Genomic DNA, 23,030 nt, shown 5'->3' with positions numbered 1-23,030 from the left:
TCATTAGTCATTTGTGATTCGTTAATTATATTACAGCATTTAGCTATCAGCTATGAGCTATCAGCTAGTTTGTTATCCTTATAAAGACTAGCTTTCAAACTGATGAAGTGTACCACAGCGATCGGCAAAGTGCTGTATCAATTATCAATTATTAATTACCAAGGATTGCCGATCATGGTAAAAGCACTCCAATAATAGGGATGGGAGAGATCGGGAACTTGTTGACTTAAACTTTCAGGTAAAGGGATTGCTCCTAATTTTGTGATTAATTGTCCATTTTCATAGCGAGTATTACCCCTAATTAAATCTATTTGGGCTTGTCTGAGAGCCTCAGATTTTACGGGGTAATCTTTTAATTTTTGATAAAAACTACTCATTAGTGCTAATGTACCCTCATCTGACACATACCATAAACTGCCTAAAGCCGATTTTACTCCGGCGGCGATCGCAAGGCCAGCAAAACCCAATTCTGCGGATTTATCCCCCACCGCCGTGCGACAAGCGGATAAAACTAATAATTCAACGGGAGGATCATTTAAACTTAGTTTTTCGAGTTCATTAAGAGCTAACTTATCATCCCAAAATTGAATATAGGAATTATCAGCATTCCCTGAACTAAATTCACCGTGAGTTGCTAAATGTACAATGCCATAATTAGCTCTACTTTCTCTTAATTTTTGTAAATTATCAATGGTAAAATTTTCATTTAAAAATGATTCTCCTTCCCCTTGCCAAATTTGTTGTGTAATTAAGGATAATTCAAGTGGTACGGCAGGTAAAGGAGATTGTTCATTATTCAGATTTTCAAATTTTTCCGCTCCCATTGCTAAAATAGGTCGATCGTTCAAATTGACATATTCAGTATTAGTTAAAGCATAACTTGGCATCATTCCTAAGCTATATTTTTCGATTAAAAATTGATTGGTTTTTCCATCATATAAAGCGGCGATAGGTACAGTTCTTAAACCTTGATCCATAATAAAACTAAGATTATTAATTTCTTCTTTTGTTAATTGATTTTCAATTGGTTCAATTAACAATTTATAAAGTTGTTTGGCTGAATTAAGATAAGCAGTTTTGCGTCTTACATCAGTTATTTTTCCTCGAAATTCATTCACGATACTATTTATATCTTTACGAGTATAATCGCCTATTTTTTGTTTAACCACATTGCCCGATGAAGTAACAACAATTATTTCTAATTGATCGGTAGCCTTTTCTTCTTCAGTACGAATATTTATACGATTAGAATTATTAGTAGGAAATTGCCAAATTAAATTATTATTATCGGAATCGGATTCATTTTGAGGCACAAAATGAACATATACTAAAGCTGGTTTAATTCCCGTTATTTCTTCAATTTGTCTGAGACGATCTTCAGGAGAAATTGTTGTTTGAGATGGAATATTTTGCCCTAAATAACTACTGATTTGTCCTTTTATATTGTTTTCAACTTCTTTAACTTCTGCTAATTTATTTCCTGTAAATAACTCTGAATTATCAGCATAGTAAACTGATTCACTGTCTTTATTTGTTTCAACTTCTTCATCAGATTGATCGGGTGATTGATCTGAAGATTGATCTGAAGATTGATCTGAAGATTGATCTGAAGATTGCTCACTAAAGTCACCATAATTACTAAAGTCACCATAATTACTAAAGTCATCATAAGTGCTAAAATAATCATAAGTGCTAAAATAATCATAATTGCTAAAATAATCATAATTACTAAAGTCATCATAATTACTAAGGTCATCATAATTACTAAGGTCATCATAATTACTAAGGTCATCATAATTACTAAGGTCATCATAATTACTAAGGTCATCATCAATTGGTTGCTCAATAAACATTTCAGCCCCTTGAAGAGTAAGATTTCCTGCACCTAAAGTTAAAATACCATCTTGAGTAACATCTCCTGTAATATTAAGAAATCCCCCTATTCCACTTTCCGTATTAAGTTCAGTTCCACTATTAATAATTATCGCATTACTAGCCGTTAAATTAATATTTCCACCATCAAGAAAAGTTGGTATTCCTGTATATAAAGTTAGACCAGATGCAATATTAATATCGCCATTATTTGCTGTTAAATTAATATAACCTCCTTGGGTACTAACATTCGCATTAATATTAATAGAACTAGCTATTAAATCTAAATTTAATAAGCCATTGATGGCAAAAATACTATTATTTATTTCAATTAAATTTCCGGCTAATAAAATTAAAGTTCGATCAACTGTACCAGTATAATCAAAATCACTATTCCAAAAAATATTATCACTTGCTTCTAATATTAAATCATTAGCATTTAATAGAGTATTAATATCATCAACGCCGATAAATTGATCACCTATATTTTCATCCCACGACCAATAAAAATCATCAAAAACTGGATCGGCTGTATCTATAACACTTCCAGACACAACAATAATATTGGTAGGATCTAAAAGTAATGTTCCTGTGTTACCATTAACAGCAGAAGTGTTAACATTTCCCTGAAAAATTAAATTATTTTTACCACTAACTTCCACAAAACCACCATCACCAAAAATACTCCCACCTTGAGCATTTATTTCACCATAAAAGGCAGTATTTTGATCAGACCAAATAATGACTTTACCGCCATTTCCTGTTACTAAACTATTAGCATTAATGGTTGTATTTTGATCAACAAATGTATAATTGGCATTAGGAATAACACCTTGACCTTGATAATCTCCACCGATTAAAATTGTACCGCCATTATTATTTCCATTCGCATTAATTTCTGTATTTAATAAACCGATTTTATCTCCTAAAATGTTAATATTTCCACCGTTATTATTACTAGAAGTATCAATTAAACCTGAAATAATAGTTGTTCCCTGTTCACTAGGAATAATCTGATTAGTTGAACTTAAAACAACTTGACCATTTTGATTGATTTCTAAGCCCGTATTAACTCCAGTTCCTGTTAATAATTGAGGTAAATCTAAGGGTGTTAAATCAGTAAGATTTAAGTTAGTTTTGCCTAGATCTAATTCTAAACTTAATAAAGAGCCTTCAGGGGTTAATGTTATCACTTTTGAACCTGCAACCGAGGCTATATTAATATTACCTTGAGGGGCTTTAATTGTACCTGTATTAATAGTATTACCTGCAATTATATTAATATTATTTTCTGCCAAAACTTCAATATTTCCCGCATTGATAATTGTTCCATTATTACTTAAATTAAAAGCAAAATTTGTAGGATTTCCGTTTAAATTTTGATAATTATTTTCACCAAAAGCATTAAACCAATTCTGATCAAAACCCATGCCAGTGGCGGTAGTTGCCGTAAAATCGGCCGGAACATTTAAACTAAAATTTGAACCAAAAATTAATCCAGCCGGATTGATCAAATATAAATTGGAATTGCCACCTGTAACTTGAATTAAACCATCAATAATTGAGGCATTGCCTCCGGTAATTCTTGTTAAAATATTATTAATGTTTGGCTGAGAAATAAAATTGGCGATTTGTCCAGAGGTTAAATTAAATTGGGCTAAACTATGGAATAAATTTGTGCCATCTCCAGATAAAGTTCCCCCATTGATATTAAAAATATTACCATTTTGATTGATAATTGTACCTGTACTATTGTGATCATTATTTGATATAATAGGTTGGGCATTAACAATAGTTGTAAATAAAATAGAACTAAATGCAAGGGTACTAACATAAGATAATTTAATCATAATTAAACAATTAAAATCAGAAATAATATGAAACAAAGTTAATTTTACACTAAATTTAAGGGAGATTTTACTCCCCCTAACATTGTTTTATCTTTAATTATACTTAGCTAGTATAAATCAATTCTAGTTAAATGTGTTTCTTTTTGAGTCAAATTGTTGTGTAATCTTAAAAACCAGATATGGATAATTCTTTAGTGACTTTAAATCCATCTAATCATAATGATAATCACCCTGAAATATTACCTTTAATTAAGATTGAAAACATTACCAAAATTTATGGAAAAAATGAATCTCAGGTAATTGCCCTTAATTATGTGAATTTAATGATTAATCAAGGTGAGTATTGTTCAATTATGGGGACTTCTGGCTCTGGAAAATCCACCATGATGAATATAATTGGTTGTTTGGATCGGCCTTCATCGGGAGAATATTATTTAGATGGGATCAATGTCTCCCAATTATCGGATCAGGAATTGGCCAAAATTCGCAATCAAAAAATCGGTTTTGTTTTCCAACAATTTCACCTTTTGCCTCAGATGACGGCCTTAGAAAATGTGATGTTACCGATGATTTATGGAGGAATCCCACCCTCTGAAAGAAAAGAAAGGGCAGAGGCCGCTTTAATTAAAATTGGCTTAAAAGATCGACTCAAAAATAAGCCTAATCAGCTTTCTGGAGGGCAACAGCAACGGGTAGCGATCGCGCGAGCCATTGTCAATCAACCATTATTATTATTAGCAGATGAGCCAACAGGCGCATTAGACTCACAAACTACGGCGGAAGTAATGGGGATTTTTCAAGAATTACATGATAGTGGAATTACGGTGGTAATGGTGACACATGAGCCTGATGTGGCAAGTTTAACGGAGCGCATTATTTGGTTTAAAGATGGCAATGTTTTGCAAAAAGATTAAATTAAAAAAAATATTAATTATTCAATTACTAAATTTCTAAAATTTTGGTTATGGTAGACATAGAGCAATCCTAAATAGGTTGGAGCAAATTAATTAGTTTTTAAAAAAGTGCTAAAGCCTTGTTTATACTAACGAATAACTAATAACAAATCAGAAAAGCGTTAACCTTGCCACGACTAATTTAGGGGTGCGATCGAGCATTACATCATCTGATGAGGTGTAAAATTATGAGGCGACTTATCTCCTATCTTTGGAATCATAAAATTTTGCGCAGTTTCAGCCGATTCACCTTAATTGGCTCTGTGGCTTTTTTGATGTCTACTTTTGTTAACTGGAATAATCCGAGAATTTCTACTCAAGCTAGAAATTTATCAAATCAAAATGTAACTGATCATTTTTCTAGTTTAAAATTTAACCAAAATTCCCATCTTGTGATTACTAATTGTAACAGTTTAACGCCAATTTGTCCAGAGGAAAAATTACTTTATATTGGTGATTCTTTAAGTAATATTTCCCAAGATTGGTTAAGTGCTAATTTAAGTAATTATCCTTACCAATTAATCCATTCTAGTGAGCAAAATAATCCTAATGAGCCGCCAATAATTGAGGGGCGAATTTATACCCTTGATCAATTACCTAATGTGGAAACTGCTCAAATTAAACCGGAAGAAATCGGCTTAAATCAATGGAAAACTGCTTTTTTTATAACAGGGGGTTTCACCACATGGTTAGGGTTAGAAACTTTTTTATATCGCCAAAAAAGAAATAGTCAATTTTCTAATCAAAAAATAGTTAAATTACAAGAGCAACAGGAAATTTTTAAACAAAAAATTGATAATTTAATTAAAGAAATTAATCAAATTCAAGAAACATTAGAGGATGTTAACGATAATAAAAAGGCATTGCAAACGATCATTGCGGCCAAAAATGCCGAACTAGAACAAGTTAGACAAGAAGCAAGAGAATTTGAACAATATGTATTAGAAGAAAATCAACTTTTAGAAAAAGAAAATAATAATTTATTAGAAGAAAATCAAGAATTAAGTTTACAATTATTATCAACAAAAGAGGAGCTTTACCATTTACAAATTACTTTAAATAAAATAAAAAAACAACCTCTAACATTACAATTAACTCAAGAAAATTTAGAAGAAACAGAAGAAGAATTTTTATTAGCTTTTTCTCCCCAAGCTCGATCTCAATTATTTCATTTAGCCAAAAATGATCAGAAAAAATATAAAAAAGTTCTCAAAACTTTAAGCACAATGACTTCAAATTTGCGCCATCACAGTTTACAAACCCATGAATATGCGGAGTTTTCAGGGGCAAAAGGGGAAAAAGTGTTCGAGTCTTATGTCGAACAACATACCCCCAGTGCATGGCGTATTTTTTGGTATTATGGGCCGGGGCAAGGTTTTTTAACCATCGATCAAATAATTCCCCATCCTTAATTATGTTTAATAATCTGTCTTTAAATTATATTCTTTTGAATATTTAGCATTAGACAAAATAATTATTTAGTTTTTTTTAAATTCTTGATTTTTTGCTAAAATCAATTTAATATCAAAATAATTTTAAATTTTTAGGATTAACCTTAATGGCAATTATTATTAGTACAGTCAATATGAAAGGTGGTGTGGGGAAAACAACTCTCACCGTCAACTTGGCCGCTTCTTTAGTTAAAAATCATAAAAAACGAGTTTTAGTGGTGGATCTAGACGCACAAATTAGTGCGACATTGAGTTTAATGCCTCCTCAAGATTTTGCTAAACTAAGAAAAGAAAAACGCACGATTAGTTCTTTAATTAATAATCAAATTAAACCTAATCAAAAAACTTTAGATATTAATGATGTTGTAAAAACTTATATTTGTAACTTAAATGGTTTAGATTTATTACCAGGGGATATTGAACTTTATGATGAATATTTAGTTTCTGAAATGCTCCATCAAAGTGCAATAAAACAAGATAATATTGAATTTGAAAAAGTTTGGAATGATTTTGAAAGAGTTTTAGTTAAAAATATTTTAAGTCCGATCTTAGATCAATATGATTTTATTATTATGGATTGCGCACCCGGCTATAATTTAACTACTCGCAGTGGATTGGCCGCCAGTGATTTTTATTTATTACCTTCACGGCCTGAACCTCTGTCTGTGATAGGTATTCAGCTTTTACAAAGAAGAATTAAACAGTTAAGGGAAAATCATAAATTTAGTAATCCTTTATCAATTCAATTACTAGGAATTGTTTTTATTTTATCAGGTAATACTTTATTAGGAAACTATTATAAACAAGTAATAAAAAGGGTACAAAATGATTTTAAACCCACTGAATTATTCCAGCAAAAAATACCAATGGATATTAATGTTTCTAAGGCTTTAGATACTTTTATGCCTGTGGTTTTATCCCATCCTGCCACAGCAGGAGCAAGGGCTTTTCTCAAGTTAACGGAGGAAGTTTTAGAGAAAGTTCAACAAACTGAAGCCGCTAAAAAGTTAGAAAATCAGGCGATCGATCTGAAAACTTTAGAATAAAATTTGATCACAAAAACTTACTTGAAGCTCCTCTCATAGGGAGAGGGGTTTGGGGTTAAGTTGAAGATTTTAACCGTTAATTTTGATAATTAATAATTAAGATTTGGTAGCAATAATTAATTAAATAATTAATCCAATTGTAAAAGAAATTAAAGATAAAATAGCTAATAATAAAGTTCTTTGACTTTGACGATAACCTGCTCTTTGCATTTCAAAACGTAATAGAATAGCAGAAGAAACTAAAACTAAAATATGAATAAATTGTTTTAACCAACAACCAATTAAAACCGCCGCCAATGCAAATGCTAAAATAGCAAGTAAAGCTTTAGTATCTGATGTTAACCAACTACCAAATAAAAAATTTAATAAAGCAGAAGGCTTAGTTAAAATAAAAGCAATAAATAAAACTAAAACAAAACCGATTATTTTTAAAATAATCAACAAAATAGTTTCACTGATATGAAGATCAAAAAATGCAGTTGTTTCGAGGAAAGATTCAACCCAGTTAGGAATAGATTGACTATAAATCTTACCAAATAAACTATAAGTTGAGATTAATAAACCAATGGCTAACCAAGGTATTTTTTTTAACTTTATTAACACATTAATTAATAGATAATAGATAATGGATAACAAATAACTAAAAATACAAACAGTCACTAACTTAATTAAAATAATTTTAACAAAGCTAGTGACTGAATGTAAATTTCCAATAAAAAACTTGAAAATTAAGATAAAGATTGAATCATGAAATCAAAATAAGGTGCTGTTTCTTGGGCATCTTCTGTGCTAAGTAAAGGCAGAGCCGCATCTTTTAAAGCAACGATCGCATCTACCATACCCGGAACAGGAACACCAAGAGAATTGTACATTTCCTTGACACCAATTAAACCAATTTTTTCAATTGGCTCTTTATCTCCGGCTAAAATGCCATAAGTCACCAGACGTAAATACCAGCTATAATCCCGTAAACATTGATTATATTCACGAGTTCCCGCCGCATTACCACCAGCAGTTCTATATTCAGGATGTTGTCTGAATAATTGTTTACTGGCTTGATCTACAATTTTCTTTTCGTTATCTGCTAAAGTCTCAGCGATGCGGATCCGTTGCGCTCCTGTGATTAAAAAACTTTCAATACCTTGAAGTTCTCCACTACTAGGATAACGTAATTCATCATCCGCTTTGAGAATGACTTGGCTAACTATGCTCATTTTATCTTTTGGTTAAATAAAATCCCCACAGATTAAAATTGATTTACTTTTAATCTTGGGCTGTTCACACTAATTTTAAATGTACACCGTATCTTGTAACAATAGGCGATCGCTAAGTGTCACAAAAAAACACCCTTTAAAACTCTCAACCTATGCTTAAATATGGATCTTATCTCATTGAGTGTAAAGCTTTGTGTCTTTGGGTAAACTGATTATCTTTAATTTTTTAACATATTGTTACATACACCACCACCAACTAAATATTAAGATAACAAAAGTCGGGGATTTGTTAAATCCCCAACTTTTAAAAACCAAGAAAATCTCTTTTATTTTTTCAGCCGAGTTTTAGACTTATAAAAAGGTTTTTTAACTACCGTGGCCGGATAAAGTTTTCCTCTTATTTCAATCTCTAATTTTTGCCCAATTTTACTCAATTCTTTCGGCACATAAGCCAGTGCGATCGCATAATCAAGGGTTGGGGAAAATGTCCCACTCGTTACTTTTCCTATGACCTTACCCTCAGATAACACAGAATAATCATGTCTAGCGATATGTCGTCCCTCCATTTTTAAGCCTACTAAAACTCTATTTAAACCCTCTCTGATTTGGGTTTCTAGGGCTTGACGACCAATAAAATCCCCTTTAGCGTCCAAATGTACTATCCATTTTAAACCGGCCTCTAAAGGGGTTATTTCCTCATTAATTTCTTGACCATAAAGACACATGGCCGCCTCTAGGCGTAAGGTATCCCTCGCCCCTAAACCGCAAGGTTTAACCCCTTTTTCCCTCAGCGATCGCCACAATTTTTGACCAGTTTGGGCATCGGTCATAATTTCAAAACCATCTTCCCCTGTATAGCCTGTACGGGCAATAAAAGCGGGTTGATCAAATAAAGTAGTAGTTAAATGGGAAAAAGCTTTTAAATTATTTAGATTATCGGTAATTAAAGATTGAATTATCTGTGAAGATTGTGAGCCTTGAACTGCAATTAAAACTTGATCATCAGATAAATCTTGAAAATTAATTACATTATGATCTAAATGGCTGAGTAACCATTTTTGATCTTTATCTTTAGTGGAAGCATTAACAATTAAAATTCCTTCTTCTTCCCCATTATTATTAATACCTTGATCATAGAAAATAATATCATCAATAATGCCTCCATTTTCATTTAATAAAACACTATATTGAGCTTGTCCTGCGGTAATTTTAGCTAGATCAGAAGGGATTAAAGATTGTAATTGATCCTTTAAATTTTTACCCTTAAGTTTAAATTTTCCCATGTGGGAAATATCAAACATTCCCACACTATTTCTAACAGTTTCATGTTCAGGTTTTAAACCTTCATATTGTACGGCCATTTCCCACCCTGCAAAAGGAGTAAATCGGGCTTTTTCCGCTACGGAAAGTTCATATAAAGGGGTACGTTTTAAAGTTTCAGTGTTAGTTATTTTTGCCATAATAATTTTAATAATTAATAATTAAAAGAGACGACACAGAAGGCTTCAGCCTTCTGCTACAAGAACAAAGTCTGCCCACGCAGACTTTGTTTATATAGCCTAACCCTTTAGGGTTAGGGCTTGGGGGGTGAGGTCAATTAAAATTATAATCTAAAAATGATAGTAAATTAATGTTAAATTTTTACTCAATAAAATATAAATATAATTGCATTAAAACTTGATTCAAACTAACAAAAATTACGACAATTAATTAAATTAAAATTTAATTAACCTTCAGGCGATAACTAGGCTAAACTAGCGGCCACCCAAAATAAACTATCAACAAAGAGGGTACTTAAAACCGCCCCCCCACAAGCAAACCAATAATTTCTTTTCCCCTGTAAAGCGATCAAACCACAGGCTAATAAAAGATTAACTAAGACGATCGCCCAACAGATCCCCCACAGAGACTGCATTTGAGTTAAAGCTTGTTGAAAAATGGGTTTGGCTAAGTTGGCATCAACTAACATTAATTCGCGCCAATAGGGAATTAAATCAGTTAAATAAAAATAAATATCGGTAACAATTGTGCCAAATAATGAGCCTAAATAAAATAAATTACCGATCATTAATTTCCCTTTTTTCAAACCATAAAGGGCAAAAGGTAGACCGATCGCCTCGATCGGGAGATGGTATAAAGGCTCCCAACGAAACCATCCCCAATAAATAGAGCCGGCCAACCAACTCCAACTAAAACCAAAAAGTAAGTCTCCCCAGACTTGAGTTTGGGGCTTTTGGCATAATTGCCATGCCCAAGCTACCCAAAAAAATGTTAAAATCAAAGTTAACCAAGGATTTAACCTCACTAAAGGGGCTTGAATAAACACAGGCACTGATACTAAAAAACAGGCCGCCCCAAACATTAACCCCCGTTGTTCTAAAGTTAACCAACGGTACAAACGCTCCACTAAAGAAAATAAGTTAGTGTCAGCAGTTTGATCACTTCTCACACTAGGAGATTGAAAAAAAATGAGTAAATTAAACAAAATTCTTTAATATTCGTTACTTATCTTTACATTACTTTAAGATACCACATCTCTCAAATTCAGAAAGATTAAAGTTAAAATTTTAAGATTATCTCAACAAGTCTACTTAAAATAATTTGATTAGAATAAATAAGATATTATTGTATTTATTTAAAATAGAATTTTAGTTAAACTAATGTTAAAATGATCAATAATCACTATGACTACCTCATCCCCTAAATCTTTCTTGTCTTATCAAGAAATTCTTGAACATACTCGTTTAGGTCGCCTTTGTGGGAAAAAACAATTATTTCAAGAGCGCTACCACATTCGCCAATTATTGGGGCGTGGTGGTTTTGGGGTCACATTTTTGGGGTGTAATGTGGTATTACCGGGATCCCCTTTATGTGTGATCAAACAGTTATGTTTACCTTTAGGCAGTCTGCCCGATGCTTTTCACCGTGCCAAAACTAGATTTAGAAAAGAGGCTAAAATCCTTTCTTTATTAGGACATCATTCTCAAATCCCCCTTTTATTAGATTATTTTGTGATTGATGAAGAATTTTATCTGGTACAAGAATTTATCAAAGGTTATACCCTTTCCAAAATTGTTAAACGCTATGGAGTGCAACCGGAAGAATTTGTGAAACGCACTCTTAAAAGTATGTTACCCGTTTTAAGTTATATCCATGCAAGGGGAGTTATTCATCGTGATATTAAACCTCAAAATATTATTTTAGCGGCCGATGATGGGCGTTTAGTTTTAATTGATTTTGGCTCAGTAAAGGAAGAATTACACCTTAATGATCATAATTTAGATCAATCTCTGACTCAACATTTTATCGGTACTTTGGGTTTTTGCGCCCCTGAACAATTATTATTAAAGTCCGTTTATGCTAGTGATATTTATTCTTTGGGCATGACTTGTTTATTTTTATTAACGGGTCATCGTCCTTCAGAATTACAGGATAACAATGATAAAAATATAATTAATTGGCGAGAAAAAACTGAAATTAGTCCCCAATTTGCTGATATTTTAGATAAAATGATCCATTCTGATTTAACAAAACGCTATAGTAGTGCTTCTGAAGTCCTTGAAGATTTAGAGGTTAATCAAAGGAATAATCAAACTATAATCACACAGTTAACGCAAAATAATTTTAATAATCAGTGGATTTACCTCCAATCTCAAAATATTCCGGCTAAACAGCCTCAGTATGCAATTCATCACAATATAAATTCACCCGAATATAATGCAGATTTATTAAATGCTTATTATGCTTATAATAAATTATCACAGGTAGCACAAGGAAAAAATCAAACTCACAATCAAGATTTAAACAATAATTTAATTAATAAAACCTCAAAACAAAAGACGAAAAATCAAGAAATTCAAGAAGAAATCACTGAAATTCAAAAAGCTGAAAAAATACCGATTTTAAAAAAATTATCAATAATTATCAATAATTTATTTAAAAAATTATCTTGATCAGCCCTTTTGATTACTCAAAATCAAGAAAACAGGTTAAGATCGATCTTCAGCAAAAACAATGTACCAAAATTATTAATTATTTAACTTATTTCTATGATTCGTAAACGTTCTATTCCTTGGAATCATCGTTGGTCACGTCAAATTATTGCGGCGATCGCCGGATTAGGTATTATTAATACAGGCTATCTCACCACCACTAAATTGTTAGGTGGAGAAGTAATTTGTAAAGCATCAGAAATCCCAAATGTTGGCTCTCCTTGTAAAGGAGTTTTAGAAAGTCCTTATGCTGAAATTTTCGGTTTACCCCTTAGTTTATATGGCTTAATCGCCTACATTGCAATGTTAATTTTTGCAATAATTCCCCTATTTATTAATCAAGAAACGAACCGCAAAAAAAGAGGTGAAGTAGAAAAATGGACATGGTTATTATTGTTAATTGGTTCTACGGCCATGACGGTTTTTAGTGCTTATTTAATGTATATTTTATTTACTATTTTAATTCCCGAATTAAAATTAACAGAACCCTGTTATTATTGTATAACTTCCGCAATTTCTTCTACGAGCTTGTTAATTTTTACGATTTTTGGCAAAGACTGGGAAGACTTAGGGGAAATGTTTTTTACAGGTTTAATTGTGGCAGTTATTACTTTAGTAGGAACTTTAGGAGTATATGCGAATGTTAGTTTGGAAAATACTACTAATAATAGAAATATAACAGAATTTACCGGAGAACCTTTACAAATTCCCGAACCCACGACTGAACCCGTAGCCCCTCATGGTTGGGAGATCACCACCACTTCATCGGCGGCCGAAATAGCCTTAGCAGAGCATTTAAGCAATTCAGGAATTAAAATGTATGGAGCATTTTGGTGTCCCCATTGTTATGAGCAAAAAGAACTTTTTGGGAAAGAAGCTTTTGCTAAAATTAAATATATTGAATGTGCGCCACAGGGAGTCAACCCCCAACCGGATCTATGTAAAGCCGCCGGAATTGAAGGTTATCCGGCTTGGGAAATTAACGGTAAAATAGAAAGCGGGGTGCAGACTTTACAAAAATTAGCCAATCTTTCCAATTATACAGGCTCTACCAATTTTAAATATAAATTTAGATAATTAGTTAATTCTGCTATCTTGTAGGGGTTAACGGCTGGTTAATCCCTATGATCTAAAATAAATGAACTAAAAAAAATTAAATTGTAATCAAAATTGATGGAAAATGATGAAAGTAAAATTATTCAAATTATGGTCAATGTTCAAAAAATGGTTAACACAAAATCGTGATGTTTTGACTTCATCAAGTTCTGTCACATTTGTTTTAATTATCTTAAGATTAGCAGGGATTTTACAACCTTGGGAATTATCCACATTTGATCAATTAATCCGTTTACGCCCTCAAGAAAAAACCGAAGATCGCATTTTAATTGTGGGTATTACGGAAGAAGATTATCAAAAATATCAAGGGTTTTTTTCTGATCAAATTATTGCTGAATTAATCACAAAAATTAATCAATATTCGCCCCGTGTCATTGGTTTAGACCTTTATCGTAATTTTCCTAAAGAACCTGGCCATCAACAACTTAAGGAAGTTTTTAACACAATTCCTAATATTATTGGCATTGAAAAATTAGCAATAAATAAGATGGACGGAGTGGATCCTCCTCCCATTTTAAAAGAGAAAAAACAAATTGGATTTAATGATTTTTTACCAGACGCAGATGAAGTAATTAGACGTAATTTTATTATTAATTATCAAGAAAAAAAAGCTTACCCTAGTTTCGCTTTAAAATTAGCTTTAAGGTATCTCGAACAAGAGGGAATTAAATCAAAAAGTGATAAAAATCTTAAAATAGGAGCAGTAGAGTTTCCACGTTTTAACAGGAATGATGGCTCTTATATTAGAGCAAATCGTAAAGGCTATCAAGTCTTAGCAAATTTTCGTTCTCCGGATCTATTTCAAACAGTTTCAATGGGGGAAGTTTTAACGGGAAATTTTGATCATCAATTAATTAAAAATCGGATTATTTTAATTGGTTATACCACAAAATTGAGTGTTAGAGATGTATTTTCTTTCCCCTATAGTTATCAATTTAATCAAACAGTTAATCGTATTTCAGGAGTAGAATTACACGCTAATTTTACCAGTCAAATTATTAGTAGTGTTTTAGATCAAAGACCTTTAATTCAAGTTTTACCCGAATGGCTTGATTATTTGTGGTTGTACGTTTGGACGGTGATCGGTTCTCTTTTAATTTGGCGTTGGCGATCGCCTTTCAAAGCATCTTTATCTTTAACAATTTGCGGTTTCTTTTTAGGAGGAATTTGTTATCTTTTAATATTAGGAGGATGGTGGTTTCCCTTCGTCCCACCCCTATTAGGATTGATCGGATCAGGCACAATTTTAATTACTTATTTTGCCTATCAAAAACAAGAATTACAAAGATCAAAAGATTTCTTTCAATTAATTATTAATAATATTCCCGATCCAATTTTTGTTAAAAATCAATATCTGGAATGGGTCATTTTAAATCAAGCTTTTTGTGATTTTATTGGTGTACCTGTGGCCAAATTATTAGGTAAAACTAATGATGATTTTTTAAAAAAAGAAGAAGCAGAATTATTTTTAGAACAAGAAAAAATAGTTTTAGAAACAAGGGCAACTCTCGAACAAGAATCAACTTTTACTAATATTCATGGTAATATGTATTTTACTGAAACTAAGCGATCTTTTTATCAAGATCGCGCCGGAAATATCTTTTTAATCGGTGTAATTCGGGATATTACCGAGCGCAAATTAATCGAACAAGAATTGAGAAGAACTACAGCAGAATTGAGGCGTTCTAATTCAGATTTAAAACAATCAGAAGAAAAATTACGTTATTTGGCACACCATGATCCTTTAACGGGATTAGCTAATCGTCAACTATTTAATGAAAGTTTTAAAGAGTTATTAAAATGGGGTGCAGAACATCAAGAATTAGTCGGTTTATTGTATTTAGATTTGAATGGTTTTAAGCCTGTTAATGATAATTTAGGCCACGATCTAGGGGATTTATTATTAAAGGCAGTGGGCAAAAGAATTAAAAATTGTTTGCGCTCAAGTGATGTGGTTTCTCGCTTAGGTGGAGATGAATTTACCGTTATTTTACCTGGTATTAAACAAGCCACTGATGGCGCGATCGTAGCCGATAAAATAGCCTCAAATATTGCCCAAACTTTTATGATTAATAATCATTCAATTAATATTAGTGCTAGTATTGGCATCAGTATTTATCCCTTGGACGGAGAAGATCCTGAAATTTTAATCAAAAAAGCCGATACTGCCATGTATGATCACAAAAAAGGGGGAAATAAAAGATAAATAGATCCCCTATGCAATTTAATTTTTTTAGACATTAGATTAAACTAGAATAAGAGAGAAAATCATCTCTTAAAATTTTTTTGATTACTTTATATATCGTCAGAGGATAAATAAGAATTATGGGATTATTTGATCGTTTAAGTCGTGTGGTACGGGCAAATCTTAATGATTTAGTCAGTAAAGCCGAAGATCCAGAGAAAATTTTGGAACAGGCTATCATTGATATGCAGGAAGATTTAGTGCAACTTCGTCAAGCCGTAGCACAGGTGATCGCCAGTCAAAAACGCACTGAACAGCAATATAATAAAAATCAGGCTGAAGCTAATAGTTGGCAACAAAGGGCAGAATTAGCTTTAAAAAAGGGAGATGAGGATCTCGCTCGTCAAGCATTACAACGCAAAAAAGCCGCCGCCGATACGGCCGCTATGCTCAAACAGCAGTTAGATCAACAGTTTAACCAGTCTGAGCAGATGAAGAAAAATTTAATTGCCCTTGAAAGTAAAATTGGCGAGGCAAAAACTAAGAAAGAAATGCTCAAAGCTAGAGCTAAAGCGGCTCAAGCTAATAAGCAACTACAAGAGACGATGAGTAATATGGGTACAAGTAGTGCTTTAAGTGCTTTTGAGCGTATGGAAGACAAGGTTTTATCTTTAGAAGCGGCTTCCCAGTCTGCCTATGAGTTAACGGGTACTAATTTAGAATCTCAATTTGCTCAACTGGAAGCGGGAAGCGATGTTGATGATGAGTTGGCTATGATGAAGGCTCAGTTAACTGGTGCTTCTCCCACTCAAGGGGCTTTACCTGCGTCTTCTACCCCCACTGATAAGCCTGTTTCTGAGGTAGATGCTGAGTTAGAACAATTAAGAAAGTCTTTAAAGGATTTATAACTAATGGGGTATATTCTTAACCCCAAACCCCTTTCCGCAGTAGGGAGGGGGGCTTTTTTTTCTAAGATTAAAAACGAATAACAAAAGTGTTAACTTTTTTTGCAATGATCAATTTACCACTGAGATAAGTAGATGTGTGTAATTAATTACTCAATGGTGGCACAGGCTTCTAGCCTGTGACGGGCAGGATGCCCATTCCACATTATGTAATTAATTTTGCTTAGGTACTTATTATTCAATTATTGTTCTAAAACTATATTTTATCTGTTCTATAACTTCATTGTTATCTTCAATTTTTGGTAAAGAATCTGATAATATTTCTGGTAAAATATAACTTTTAATTTGATTAATATTGGCTTTACATTGTTCGCATCTTTGGTTTAAATAATACCAACTATCTTCATGATAGCCAAGTTTACAATTTAAACAAACATAAATTTTTTCTCCTGATTTTAAAATCTCTCCACTAACTAAGTCTTTTTGTCCAATTAAATTTGTTAAAATGTGTAAGATTTTTGCTTCGGAAATTAAATCATTATCTTCTATTTTTCTTTGATTTATTAATGGTAAATTTTGCCAGAATACAGAATCATCAACTATTGCGTCCATTTGATCTACATTAACTGTTTGATGGATTAGTTTTTTTGGCTTACCCCCAACATCATTTTTTTGATAATATTCTTCCCCTACTGAGCTTTGATCATCTTCAGCATAAAGTAAGCCGATTATAATAGTTGTTAATAATAATCCGATGATAATTGTTACTAAAATTTCCATTTTCTCATCCCTATTATACGATAGCAGAATTACAAATTACTGGTCTAACTGGTTGAGCTTTTTTTCCTAAAAAATAACCGATTTCATGTCTGACTGGATCATAAACTATTGATAAACTCCAAGGATGATAAAAAAAGGCCTCCTGTGTTTTTAAATCCGTATTTGACATGAAAACTCCAATATTAGGGTGGGAATGATACCAGCCTACTATATTTTCGGAAAGTTCGATTTTTTTGGCATAATCCATAATACCTTGCCATGTTTGGGCGGTAAATTCAAGATGGGCTTTAGTGGCAAGGGTATTGGGGGCGGCGATCGCGCTAACGATTTTCACATAAATTCCTTTTTCGGGATCCCGATAGGCATTTCCAAATAAAATGCCTCCTTGTTCTTTTTCTAAATCTGATTTTAGGTGATTAATTATGGTTAAATAAGCTTTTTTTTCAATGTAAACTGGGTTAACTTGAGGCAAAATATTTGCTTCTTGCCAAAATTGAGTAAAAGGTTTATCAATTGGACGGTAAACATCATCACAATCTTTCCAGATTACTTGTTTAAAATGCTCTGATTTGATAGATGGTGCTTTAATTGGAGGGAGTTGGGGAGATCGAACCGAGGTCAAAGGCTGACCAATCCTTTTTTGAGAGGTTTTTCTGGTAAGTTTGGGCGGTAAAATATGATTTTTGCGCGGAAGCAAGGCTTGTGAGTTTTCTGAGCTTATCTGAGGTTGGGGTTGTAAATTTAGTTCAAAGGGTTTAATCGTGATTTTTGCTTGATTTTCAGGGTTTGGGGAGGGTAACTTTTTCCTAACAAGAGACTCATTATCCTCATAATTAAAGGGAGGGGAGAGGGAATGCCAAAATTGTTTTAATTTATGCCAGATCATGCCAGTTAATATGTAAGGATTTTTGAGAGGGAACTTTAAAAGTATGATGATCAAGGGGAAAACGCCATTGATTCTCTTTCGCCCAACTAGCGGCGATCGCAAGGGCGGGGCTGTTTAAATTGACAACGGCCAGATCATATTGAATTAACTTGCCAATGCGGATCACTAACTGCGCTAAAGTTTCAGCCATCGTCCAATAATCTCCTAAACAAACCACATTATTTTCATAAATATTTGGGTGAAAAATAGGTGTGAGGAACTTAACATAAGGGGATTTTTTAGGATAATTTTGTCCTAAACTAAATCTAACTTGATGAATAAAGCGAAAAATAGGCTGATTATTTTCTAACTTTTCAAGGCCTCGACATTGATATTCAATCACATATTCATTAGGAGGATTGTGATTATAAGAAACAATTTGTAAAACCCCTTGGGATGAGTCTACCAGTCGGGATAACTCTTGAAAGTCGTTGTCAAGCCTTTTTCGCCATACGCTCATATTTTAACCAGCCTCCAAAATGGGGAAAATTTCTAAAATATCATTTTCCTCTAAGCCTAACTCCTCTAAGGTGTTAATGGGATCAAGTTGTTGGCCTGTGCGCTCTAAACGCACGGCATAACTGGCATTGGCCGGTAAATTCCAATGTTTTTGGGTGGTTTGTAACAATTCTTCAACGGTGAAGGCAATAGGTAATTGTACAGAGGCTTTACGGGTTTGATCCGCCGAGCGAATAATTAAAGAAATTTGTTCAGATACTTCAGACATAGGTTAAATTTGTGATAATGATTTAATTAATGAAAATAAATTTTTATTTTACCCTTTTGGGTTTCACAATATAAGATCTCATTCTTAAAAATACATAAATCTTTAAGAGAAATCTGTCGGTGATTGTCTTCTAAAGAGAATTTTTCCAAAATTTCTAAATCTCGCTGTTGTTGACAATGGGGGCAGTTTAATTTAGTTTCAGAAAATTGTCTTAAGGGTTGATTAATTATTTCTTTAGTTTGACAATGGGGATTTAAACAAATCAGTTGATGTAAGATTTCATTTCTTAACCATAATACCGGATCGGGGTCATATTTTTCTTTAATTTCTGTTAAAATTTCTGCAATTGTTAGGTTAGAATCATAATTAATTTTAATGGTTTCTTGAGTATTAAAATCATGGGCTAAACAATCTTTTTGTTTTTGAATTTTGACTTTAAAACTAAGCCAAGGTTTTAAACTTAAAAAGATTTTTTCTCCTGATTTTAAAAAACTTTCATCGCCATGTAAATATAATAATGCCTGTTGTACTTGCATGGCACTCACCAACGAGGCGATCACGGCGGTGGTGGGCATAGCCGTTTGGGGTAACTCCCGTTTTAAGCCTTGACAGGAATAACGCTGGTTGCGTCTTGCCCACATTTGACTAGAAATACTGCACTCATAACAGGCTCGATCGGTTTTGGGATCAAAAAAGGTAACTTCCCCCTCAGAGATGCCGATCCCACCATTGATCCAAGGAATACCCGTGCGATAAGCTAATTGATTAATCGCCCAACGTGCATTAATACTATCTAAACAACCAATAATTAAATCATGTTGTGCTACAAAACCCAATCTTAAATCAAATTCTAAATCGCCGTTAATTGTAGTAATATTTAGATGGGGATTTAAGTCTAATAAGCGTTGTTTTGCCACCTCAACTTTAGGTAAATTTAGATCATTTTCCCTAAATAAAACCGAGCGCGTTAAATTAGTAATACTAACGGTATCAAAATCAATAATTGTTAAATTTTCCACCCCTAACAAAGCCAAATTTTTTAAAACTTCATTCCCTAAAGCCCCCACTCCAGCCACTAAAATTTTCGCTTTTTTTAACTTAGTTTGATCCCACCATTCTATTAATTGATGACGATCATAACGACTTTCAATTGTAGGTAAAAAATCTATATTATTCATGGTTATATGATGATAGTTAAAAATATTGTCATAGATCACAAAGTTTGTAGTTGGGCTTTAGCCCTCCGATAGTAGGCTTTTGATAATCAATTTGTTAGGTTATTTTTGATCTTAATTAATCAAAAATTATTTAAAAATTAATTATTGAGATTAATCACAGTTCAATTGATTGAACGTCTTACTATTAGCATCGAAATTAATTTCGATGCGGGATAATACTTATAAATTAACCCTTAGTAATTTTCTCGCAATGAAATTAATTTCATTGCTAACAAAAATCGTTCAATAAATTGAACTAATAATTGTAATTTACCCCCGATTAAAAAATTAGATTGAGAGGGCTAAAGCCCAACTACAAACTTTTTGGTTAATAAATTAGTTGTCATTATTTTTAAATTCTTGAATCATAAATTGATGTTTCAATAATTAGTTAATAGTTGATAAATTATAACATAAATTAAATTGGTTTTGTTTAATTATGTTTCGTTAAAACGCCATTTAAAAATATATCAGCCAAACCCTCAGCCATCTGCTTTAATTGTTTAGGACTAGCATCAGGCTCAATCATGGTACTATGGGAAAAACCCGCCACTGCAAACATTCCTAAAAATACCTGTGCCACAATTTTCGGATCCATGCGCCGATAAATACCACGATCCATCGCCGTTTCAAAAAAAGCCTCCGCCACATCCGTCATTTTAGTGATTACTTCTGACTGTATTCTCTCCCTTAACTCAGAATGAAACTGAGCCTCCATAAAACACACTCTCATTAAATCTGAGTTTTCTCTCATGTGGAGCATTCGATGTTTCATTACCTCAGCTACGGCTTGATAACTGGCCATTTCACTCAATTCTGTTAATAAATCTGTGAGTATATCCACCCAACCTTGGGTAGCAATTTCGATTAAAATAGCTTTTTTATTAATAAAATGACGAAATAATGTACCCTCGGCTACCTGTGCTTTTTCCGCTAACTCTTTGGTGGTTGTACCGTCAAAACCCTTACGAGCAAAGAGATATAAGGCCGATTTTAAAATACGACTTCGGGTATCATCTTCAGAGGGTAAATGGGTTTTTTGGTTGTTTTTTTTCTTGAAAACTTGCATAATTTTTTACCTCAATATTTAAAATAACTGATCAAATCAAAAATTTAATTTTTAATTTATTAATTTTTGTAACAATGCCCTCGATTGAATACTTCTAATATTTATTTTCTAACAACAATGTTTAAAATTGGACAAAACTTAATCAAATGTTATAGAATAGCTTTAATCTTTGCATTTTATATCAATACATTACGATTTATTGAGTAATATTATTAAATATCTGCTTAATCGGTTAAAATAATTGTTTTAGATTAATGAAATTTCATTAACATTACTTAATATAAATTAATTTTATTTCATAAATAAATAAACAAGGGTCAAAAAATATGAATAAAACAGCAATCAATCATCTTTCCGCAGAACAAACTAATCTTTTAAAAATTGTTTGGACAATGGCATGGTCTGACGGTGAATTTTCTGAAGAAGAACAGGATTTATTATTATCTTATTGTTCGGAATTATTAGCAGAAAATGAACAACAACAAGCGGAAATTAAAGCATATTTAGCTTCAAAATCTGTGGAAATTCCCGCAATTGAATTATTAGATGAATTAGTACCTCAATTATCAATTGAAGAAGACAGAGAATTAGCTTTAAAATTAGGTTATATGGTGATTGCTATTAGTAAAAAAACAGGCTTAGATTCTCAAATTAATTTGGAAGAAAAAAGGGCTTATCGAAAATTAGTAGAATTATTAAATTTACCTGATGAAACTGTCCAAAAAATAGAGTGGGCGGCCAATACTGATCTGGAACGTCAAGAACAACCTTTAGAAATTTTAAAATCTTTATTAGCACGTTTTTTAAACAATTAATAATTAACAATTAATAATTAATTATTGATAGTTAATAGTTAAGAAATAACGAATAAATAATAACAAATAATGTTAGTTTCTAAATTACAAAAAATAGCAAATTATTCCGCTCCCATTAGAATTTTTAGTTTTTTGGGTTTATTATTAATTTTTTGGATACCTTTTGTTATATGTTTTTATTTTGTTTTGCAAAAAGATCAAAATTTAATGACTATTGCAACGATGGGAACATTATTTCTTGAATTTTTAAATTTAACTTTTATCTGGGGTAAATTAGTTTATCAAAAAAATAATTTATTTTCAGAATATGGTTTAATTTTTTCTCGTAAAAATGGGATTGAATTAATTAATTATTTAGCGTTAGGTTTAGGTTTAACTTGTGGTTTATTTATCTTAGAAAATGCTTTGGGATTAATTAATTTTCAATTGCCTAGTGTACCTTTATCCCGTTTAATTTTAGAAGGTTTATTAAGTGGTTTAGGGGTGGCTTTTGCTGAAGAATTAGTATTTAGAGGTTGGTTATTATCGGAATTAGAAAAAGATTATTCTTTACAAACTGCTTTAATTAGTAATAGTTTGATCTTTGCTTTATTGCATTTTTTAAAGCCGATTGAAGTAGTTATTGCCTCTTTTCCTGCTTTTCCCGGATTAATTTTGTTAGCTATGAATTTGATTTTAATTAAAAGAAATAATCAAAATAAATTAGGCGGTTGTATTGGTTTACATGGGGGTTTGGTTTGGGGTTATTATATTTTTAATGTTGGACAAATTGTGCAATATAATGATAATATTTCTCCTTGGATCACAGGTGTTGATCGCAACCCGATCGCTGGTTTAATTGGCTTATCAATTTTAACATTATTATTAATAATTAATCTAAAAAAATAATTAAATAGTTAAGTGTAATTAAATT

The 23,030-nt window shown here is 32.2% G+C and carries 20 protein-coding genes; 9 read left to right on the top strand and 11 right to left on the bottom strand.

Features of this window, described 5'->3' with window-relative positions; all coding sequences use genetic code 11:
• Nucleotides 1–155: 155 nt before the first annotated feature.
• Nucleotides 156–3,722, bottom strand: a complete 3,567-nt coding sequence (locus tag Anndu_RS12000) for a CHAT domain-containing protein (RefSeq protein WP_464101428.1) — start codon at nt 3,720–3,722, stop codon at nt 156–158.
• Nucleotides 3,723–3,901: 179 nt separating this feature from the next.
• Between Anndu_RS12000 and Anndu_RS11995 the strand changes: the two genes are divergently transcribed.
• From Anndu_RS11995 to Anndu_RS11985, 3 genes are all read left to right on the top strand, one after another.
• Nucleotides 3,902–4,636, top strand: a complete 735-nt coding sequence (locus Anndu_RS11995; protein ID WP_464101427.1) for an ABC transporter ATP-binding protein — start codon at nt 3,902–3,904, stop codon at nt 4,634–4,636.
• A gap of 227 nt (nt 4,637–4,863) precedes the next feature.
• A complete protein-coding gene (locus Anndu_RS11990) occupies nt 4,864–6,087 on the top strand; it encodes a hypothetical protein (protein WP_464101426.1) in 1,224 nt (407 codons plus the stop codon).
• 146 nt (nt 6,088–6,233) lie between these two features.
• Nucleotides 6,234–7,172 carry a ParA family protein gene (locus tag Anndu_RS11985; protein WP_464101425.1) on the top strand — a complete coding sequence of 313 codons (939 nt, stop codon included), beginning with the start codon at nt 6,234–6,236 and terminating at the stop codon, nt 7,170–7,172.
• A gap of 120 nt (nt 7,173–7,292) precedes the next feature.
• Here Anndu_RS11985 and Anndu_RS11980 read toward each other — a convergent pair whose 3' ends face one another.
• The 4 genes from Anndu_RS11980 to Anndu_RS11965 form a co-directional block, all read right to left on the bottom strand.
• Nucleotides 7,293–7,775 (bottom strand): hypothetical protein, encoded by a 483-nt coding sequence (locus Anndu_RS11980; RefSeq protein ID WP_464101424.1) that lies wholly within the window; start codon nt 7,773–7,775, stop codon nt 7,293–7,295.
• 125 nt (nt 7,776–7,900) lie between these two features.
• Complete coding sequence (locus tag Anndu_RS11975) at nt 7,901–8,386, bottom strand: allophycocyanin (protein ID WP_464101423.1); 486 nt, start codon at nt 8,384–8,386, stop codon at nt 7,901–7,903.
• A 326-nt stretch (nt 8,387–8,712) separates the two neighbouring features.
• Nucleotides 8,713–9,846, bottom strand: a complete 1,134-nt coding sequence (gene gcvT, locus Anndu_RS11970; protein WP_464101422.1) for a glycine cleavage system aminomethyltransferase GcvT — start codon at nt 9,844–9,846, stop codon at nt 8,713–8,715.
• A 284-nt stretch (nt 9,847–10,130) separates the two neighbouring features.
• Entirely contained in the window at nt 10,131–10,793 is a 663-nt protein-coding gene (locus Anndu_RS11965; RefSeq protein WP_464104087.1) for a DUF3120 domain-containing protein, read from the bottom strand.
• 277 nt (nt 10,794–11,070) lie between these two features.
• Between Anndu_RS11965 and Anndu_RS11960 the strand changes: the two genes are divergently transcribed.
• The 4 genes from Anndu_RS11960 to Anndu_RS11945 all read left to right on the top strand — a co-directional run bounded on the left by Anndu_RS11960 (nt 11,071) and on the right by Anndu_RS11945 (nt 16,587).
• The gene (locus Anndu_RS11960) at nt 11,071–12,339 is read left to right on the top strand and encodes a protein kinase domain-containing protein (RefSeq protein ID WP_464101421.1); all 1,269 of its coding nucleotides are present in this window, start codon (nt 11,071–11,073) and stop codon (nt 12,337–12,339) included.
• 96 nt (nt 12,340–12,435) lie between these two features.
• The gene (locus Anndu_RS11955) at nt 12,436–13,455 is read left to right on the top strand and encodes a vitamin K epoxide reductase family protein (protein WP_464101420.1); all 1,020 of its coding nucleotides are present in this window, start codon (nt 12,436–12,438) and stop codon (nt 13,453–13,455) included.
• A 103-nt stretch (nt 13,456–13,558) separates the two neighbouring features.
• Nucleotides 13,559–15,700, top strand: coding sequence for a CHASE2 domain-containing protein (locus Anndu_RS11950; protein ID WP_464101419.1), 2,142 nt, complete (start codon nt 13,559–13,561; stop codon nt 15,698–15,700).
• A 119-nt stretch (nt 15,701–15,819) separates the two neighbouring features.
• The gene (locus Anndu_RS11945; RefSeq protein ID WP_464101418.1) at nt 15,820–16,587 is read left to right on the top strand and encodes a PspA/IM30 family protein; all 768 of its coding nucleotides are present in this window, start codon (nt 15,820–15,822) and stop codon (nt 16,585–16,587) included.
• Between the two features lie 231 nt (nt 16,588–16,818).
• Here the strand turns inward: Anndu_RS11945 and Anndu_RS11940 are convergent, their stop codons facing one another.
• The 6 genes from Anndu_RS11940 to Anndu_RS11915 form a co-directional block, all read right to left on the bottom strand.
• Nucleotides 16,819–17,364 (bottom strand): hypothetical protein, encoded by a 546-nt coding sequence (locus tag Anndu_RS11940; protein ID WP_464101417.1) that lies wholly within the window; start codon nt 17,362–17,364, stop codon nt 16,819–16,821.
• A 13-nt stretch (nt 17,365–17,377) separates the two neighbouring features.
• Nucleotides 17,378–18,250 (bottom strand): M67 family metallopeptidase, encoded by an 873-nt coding sequence (locus Anndu_RS11935; protein WP_464101416.1) that lies wholly within the window; start codon nt 18,248–18,250, stop codon nt 17,378–17,380.
• On the bottom strand, nt 18,237–18,749 hold the full coding sequence (locus Anndu_RS11930) for a ubiquitin-conjugating enzyme E2 (protein WP_464101415.1): 513 nt from the start codon (nt 18,747–18,749) through the stop codon (nt 18,237–18,239). Before Anndu_RS11930 ends, Anndu_RS11935 begins: the two co-directional genes overlap by 14 nt.
• Nucleotides 18,750–18,752: 3 nt before the next feature.
• Nucleotides 18,753–19,016, bottom strand: coding sequence for a ubiquitin family protein (locus Anndu_RS11925; protein WP_464101414.1), 264 nt, complete (start codon nt 19,014–19,016; stop codon nt 18,753–18,755).
• Between the two features lie 26 nt (nt 19,017–19,042).
• Nucleotides 19,043–20,194, bottom strand: coding sequence for a HesA/MoeB/ThiF family protein (locus tag Anndu_RS11920; protein WP_464101413.1), 1,152 nt, complete (start codon nt 20,192–20,194; stop codon nt 19,043–19,045).
• Between the two features lie 472 nt (nt 20,195–20,666).
• Nucleotides 20,667–21,302, bottom strand: coding sequence for a TetR/AcrR family transcriptional regulator (locus tag Anndu_RS11915; protein ID WP_464101412.1), 636 nt, complete (start codon nt 21,300–21,302; stop codon nt 20,667–20,669).
• A gap of 326 nt (nt 21,303–21,628) precedes the next feature.
• Here Anndu_RS11915 and Anndu_RS11910 point away from each other — a divergent pair, with 326 nt between their 5' ends.
• Together Anndu_RS11910 and Anndu_RS11905 are read left to right on the top strand one after the other, a co-directional pair.
• Nucleotides 21,629–22,117, top strand: coding sequence for a tellurite resistance TerB family protein (locus tag Anndu_RS11910; protein WP_464101411.1), 489 nt, complete (start codon nt 21,629–21,631; stop codon nt 22,115–22,117).
• Nucleotides 22,118–22,324: 207 nt separating this feature from the next.
• On the top strand, nt 22,325–23,005 hold the full coding sequence (locus Anndu_RS11905) for a CPBP family intramembrane glutamic endopeptidase (protein WP_464101410.1): 681 nt from the start codon (nt 22,325–22,327) through the stop codon (nt 23,003–23,005).
• The last annotated feature ends 25 nt before the right edge of the window (nt 23,006–23,030 follow it).

This window comes from Annamia dubia NIES-4383, assembly GCF_055394725.1.
This window is presented reverse-complemented; position numbering and strand designations above follow the sequence as displayed.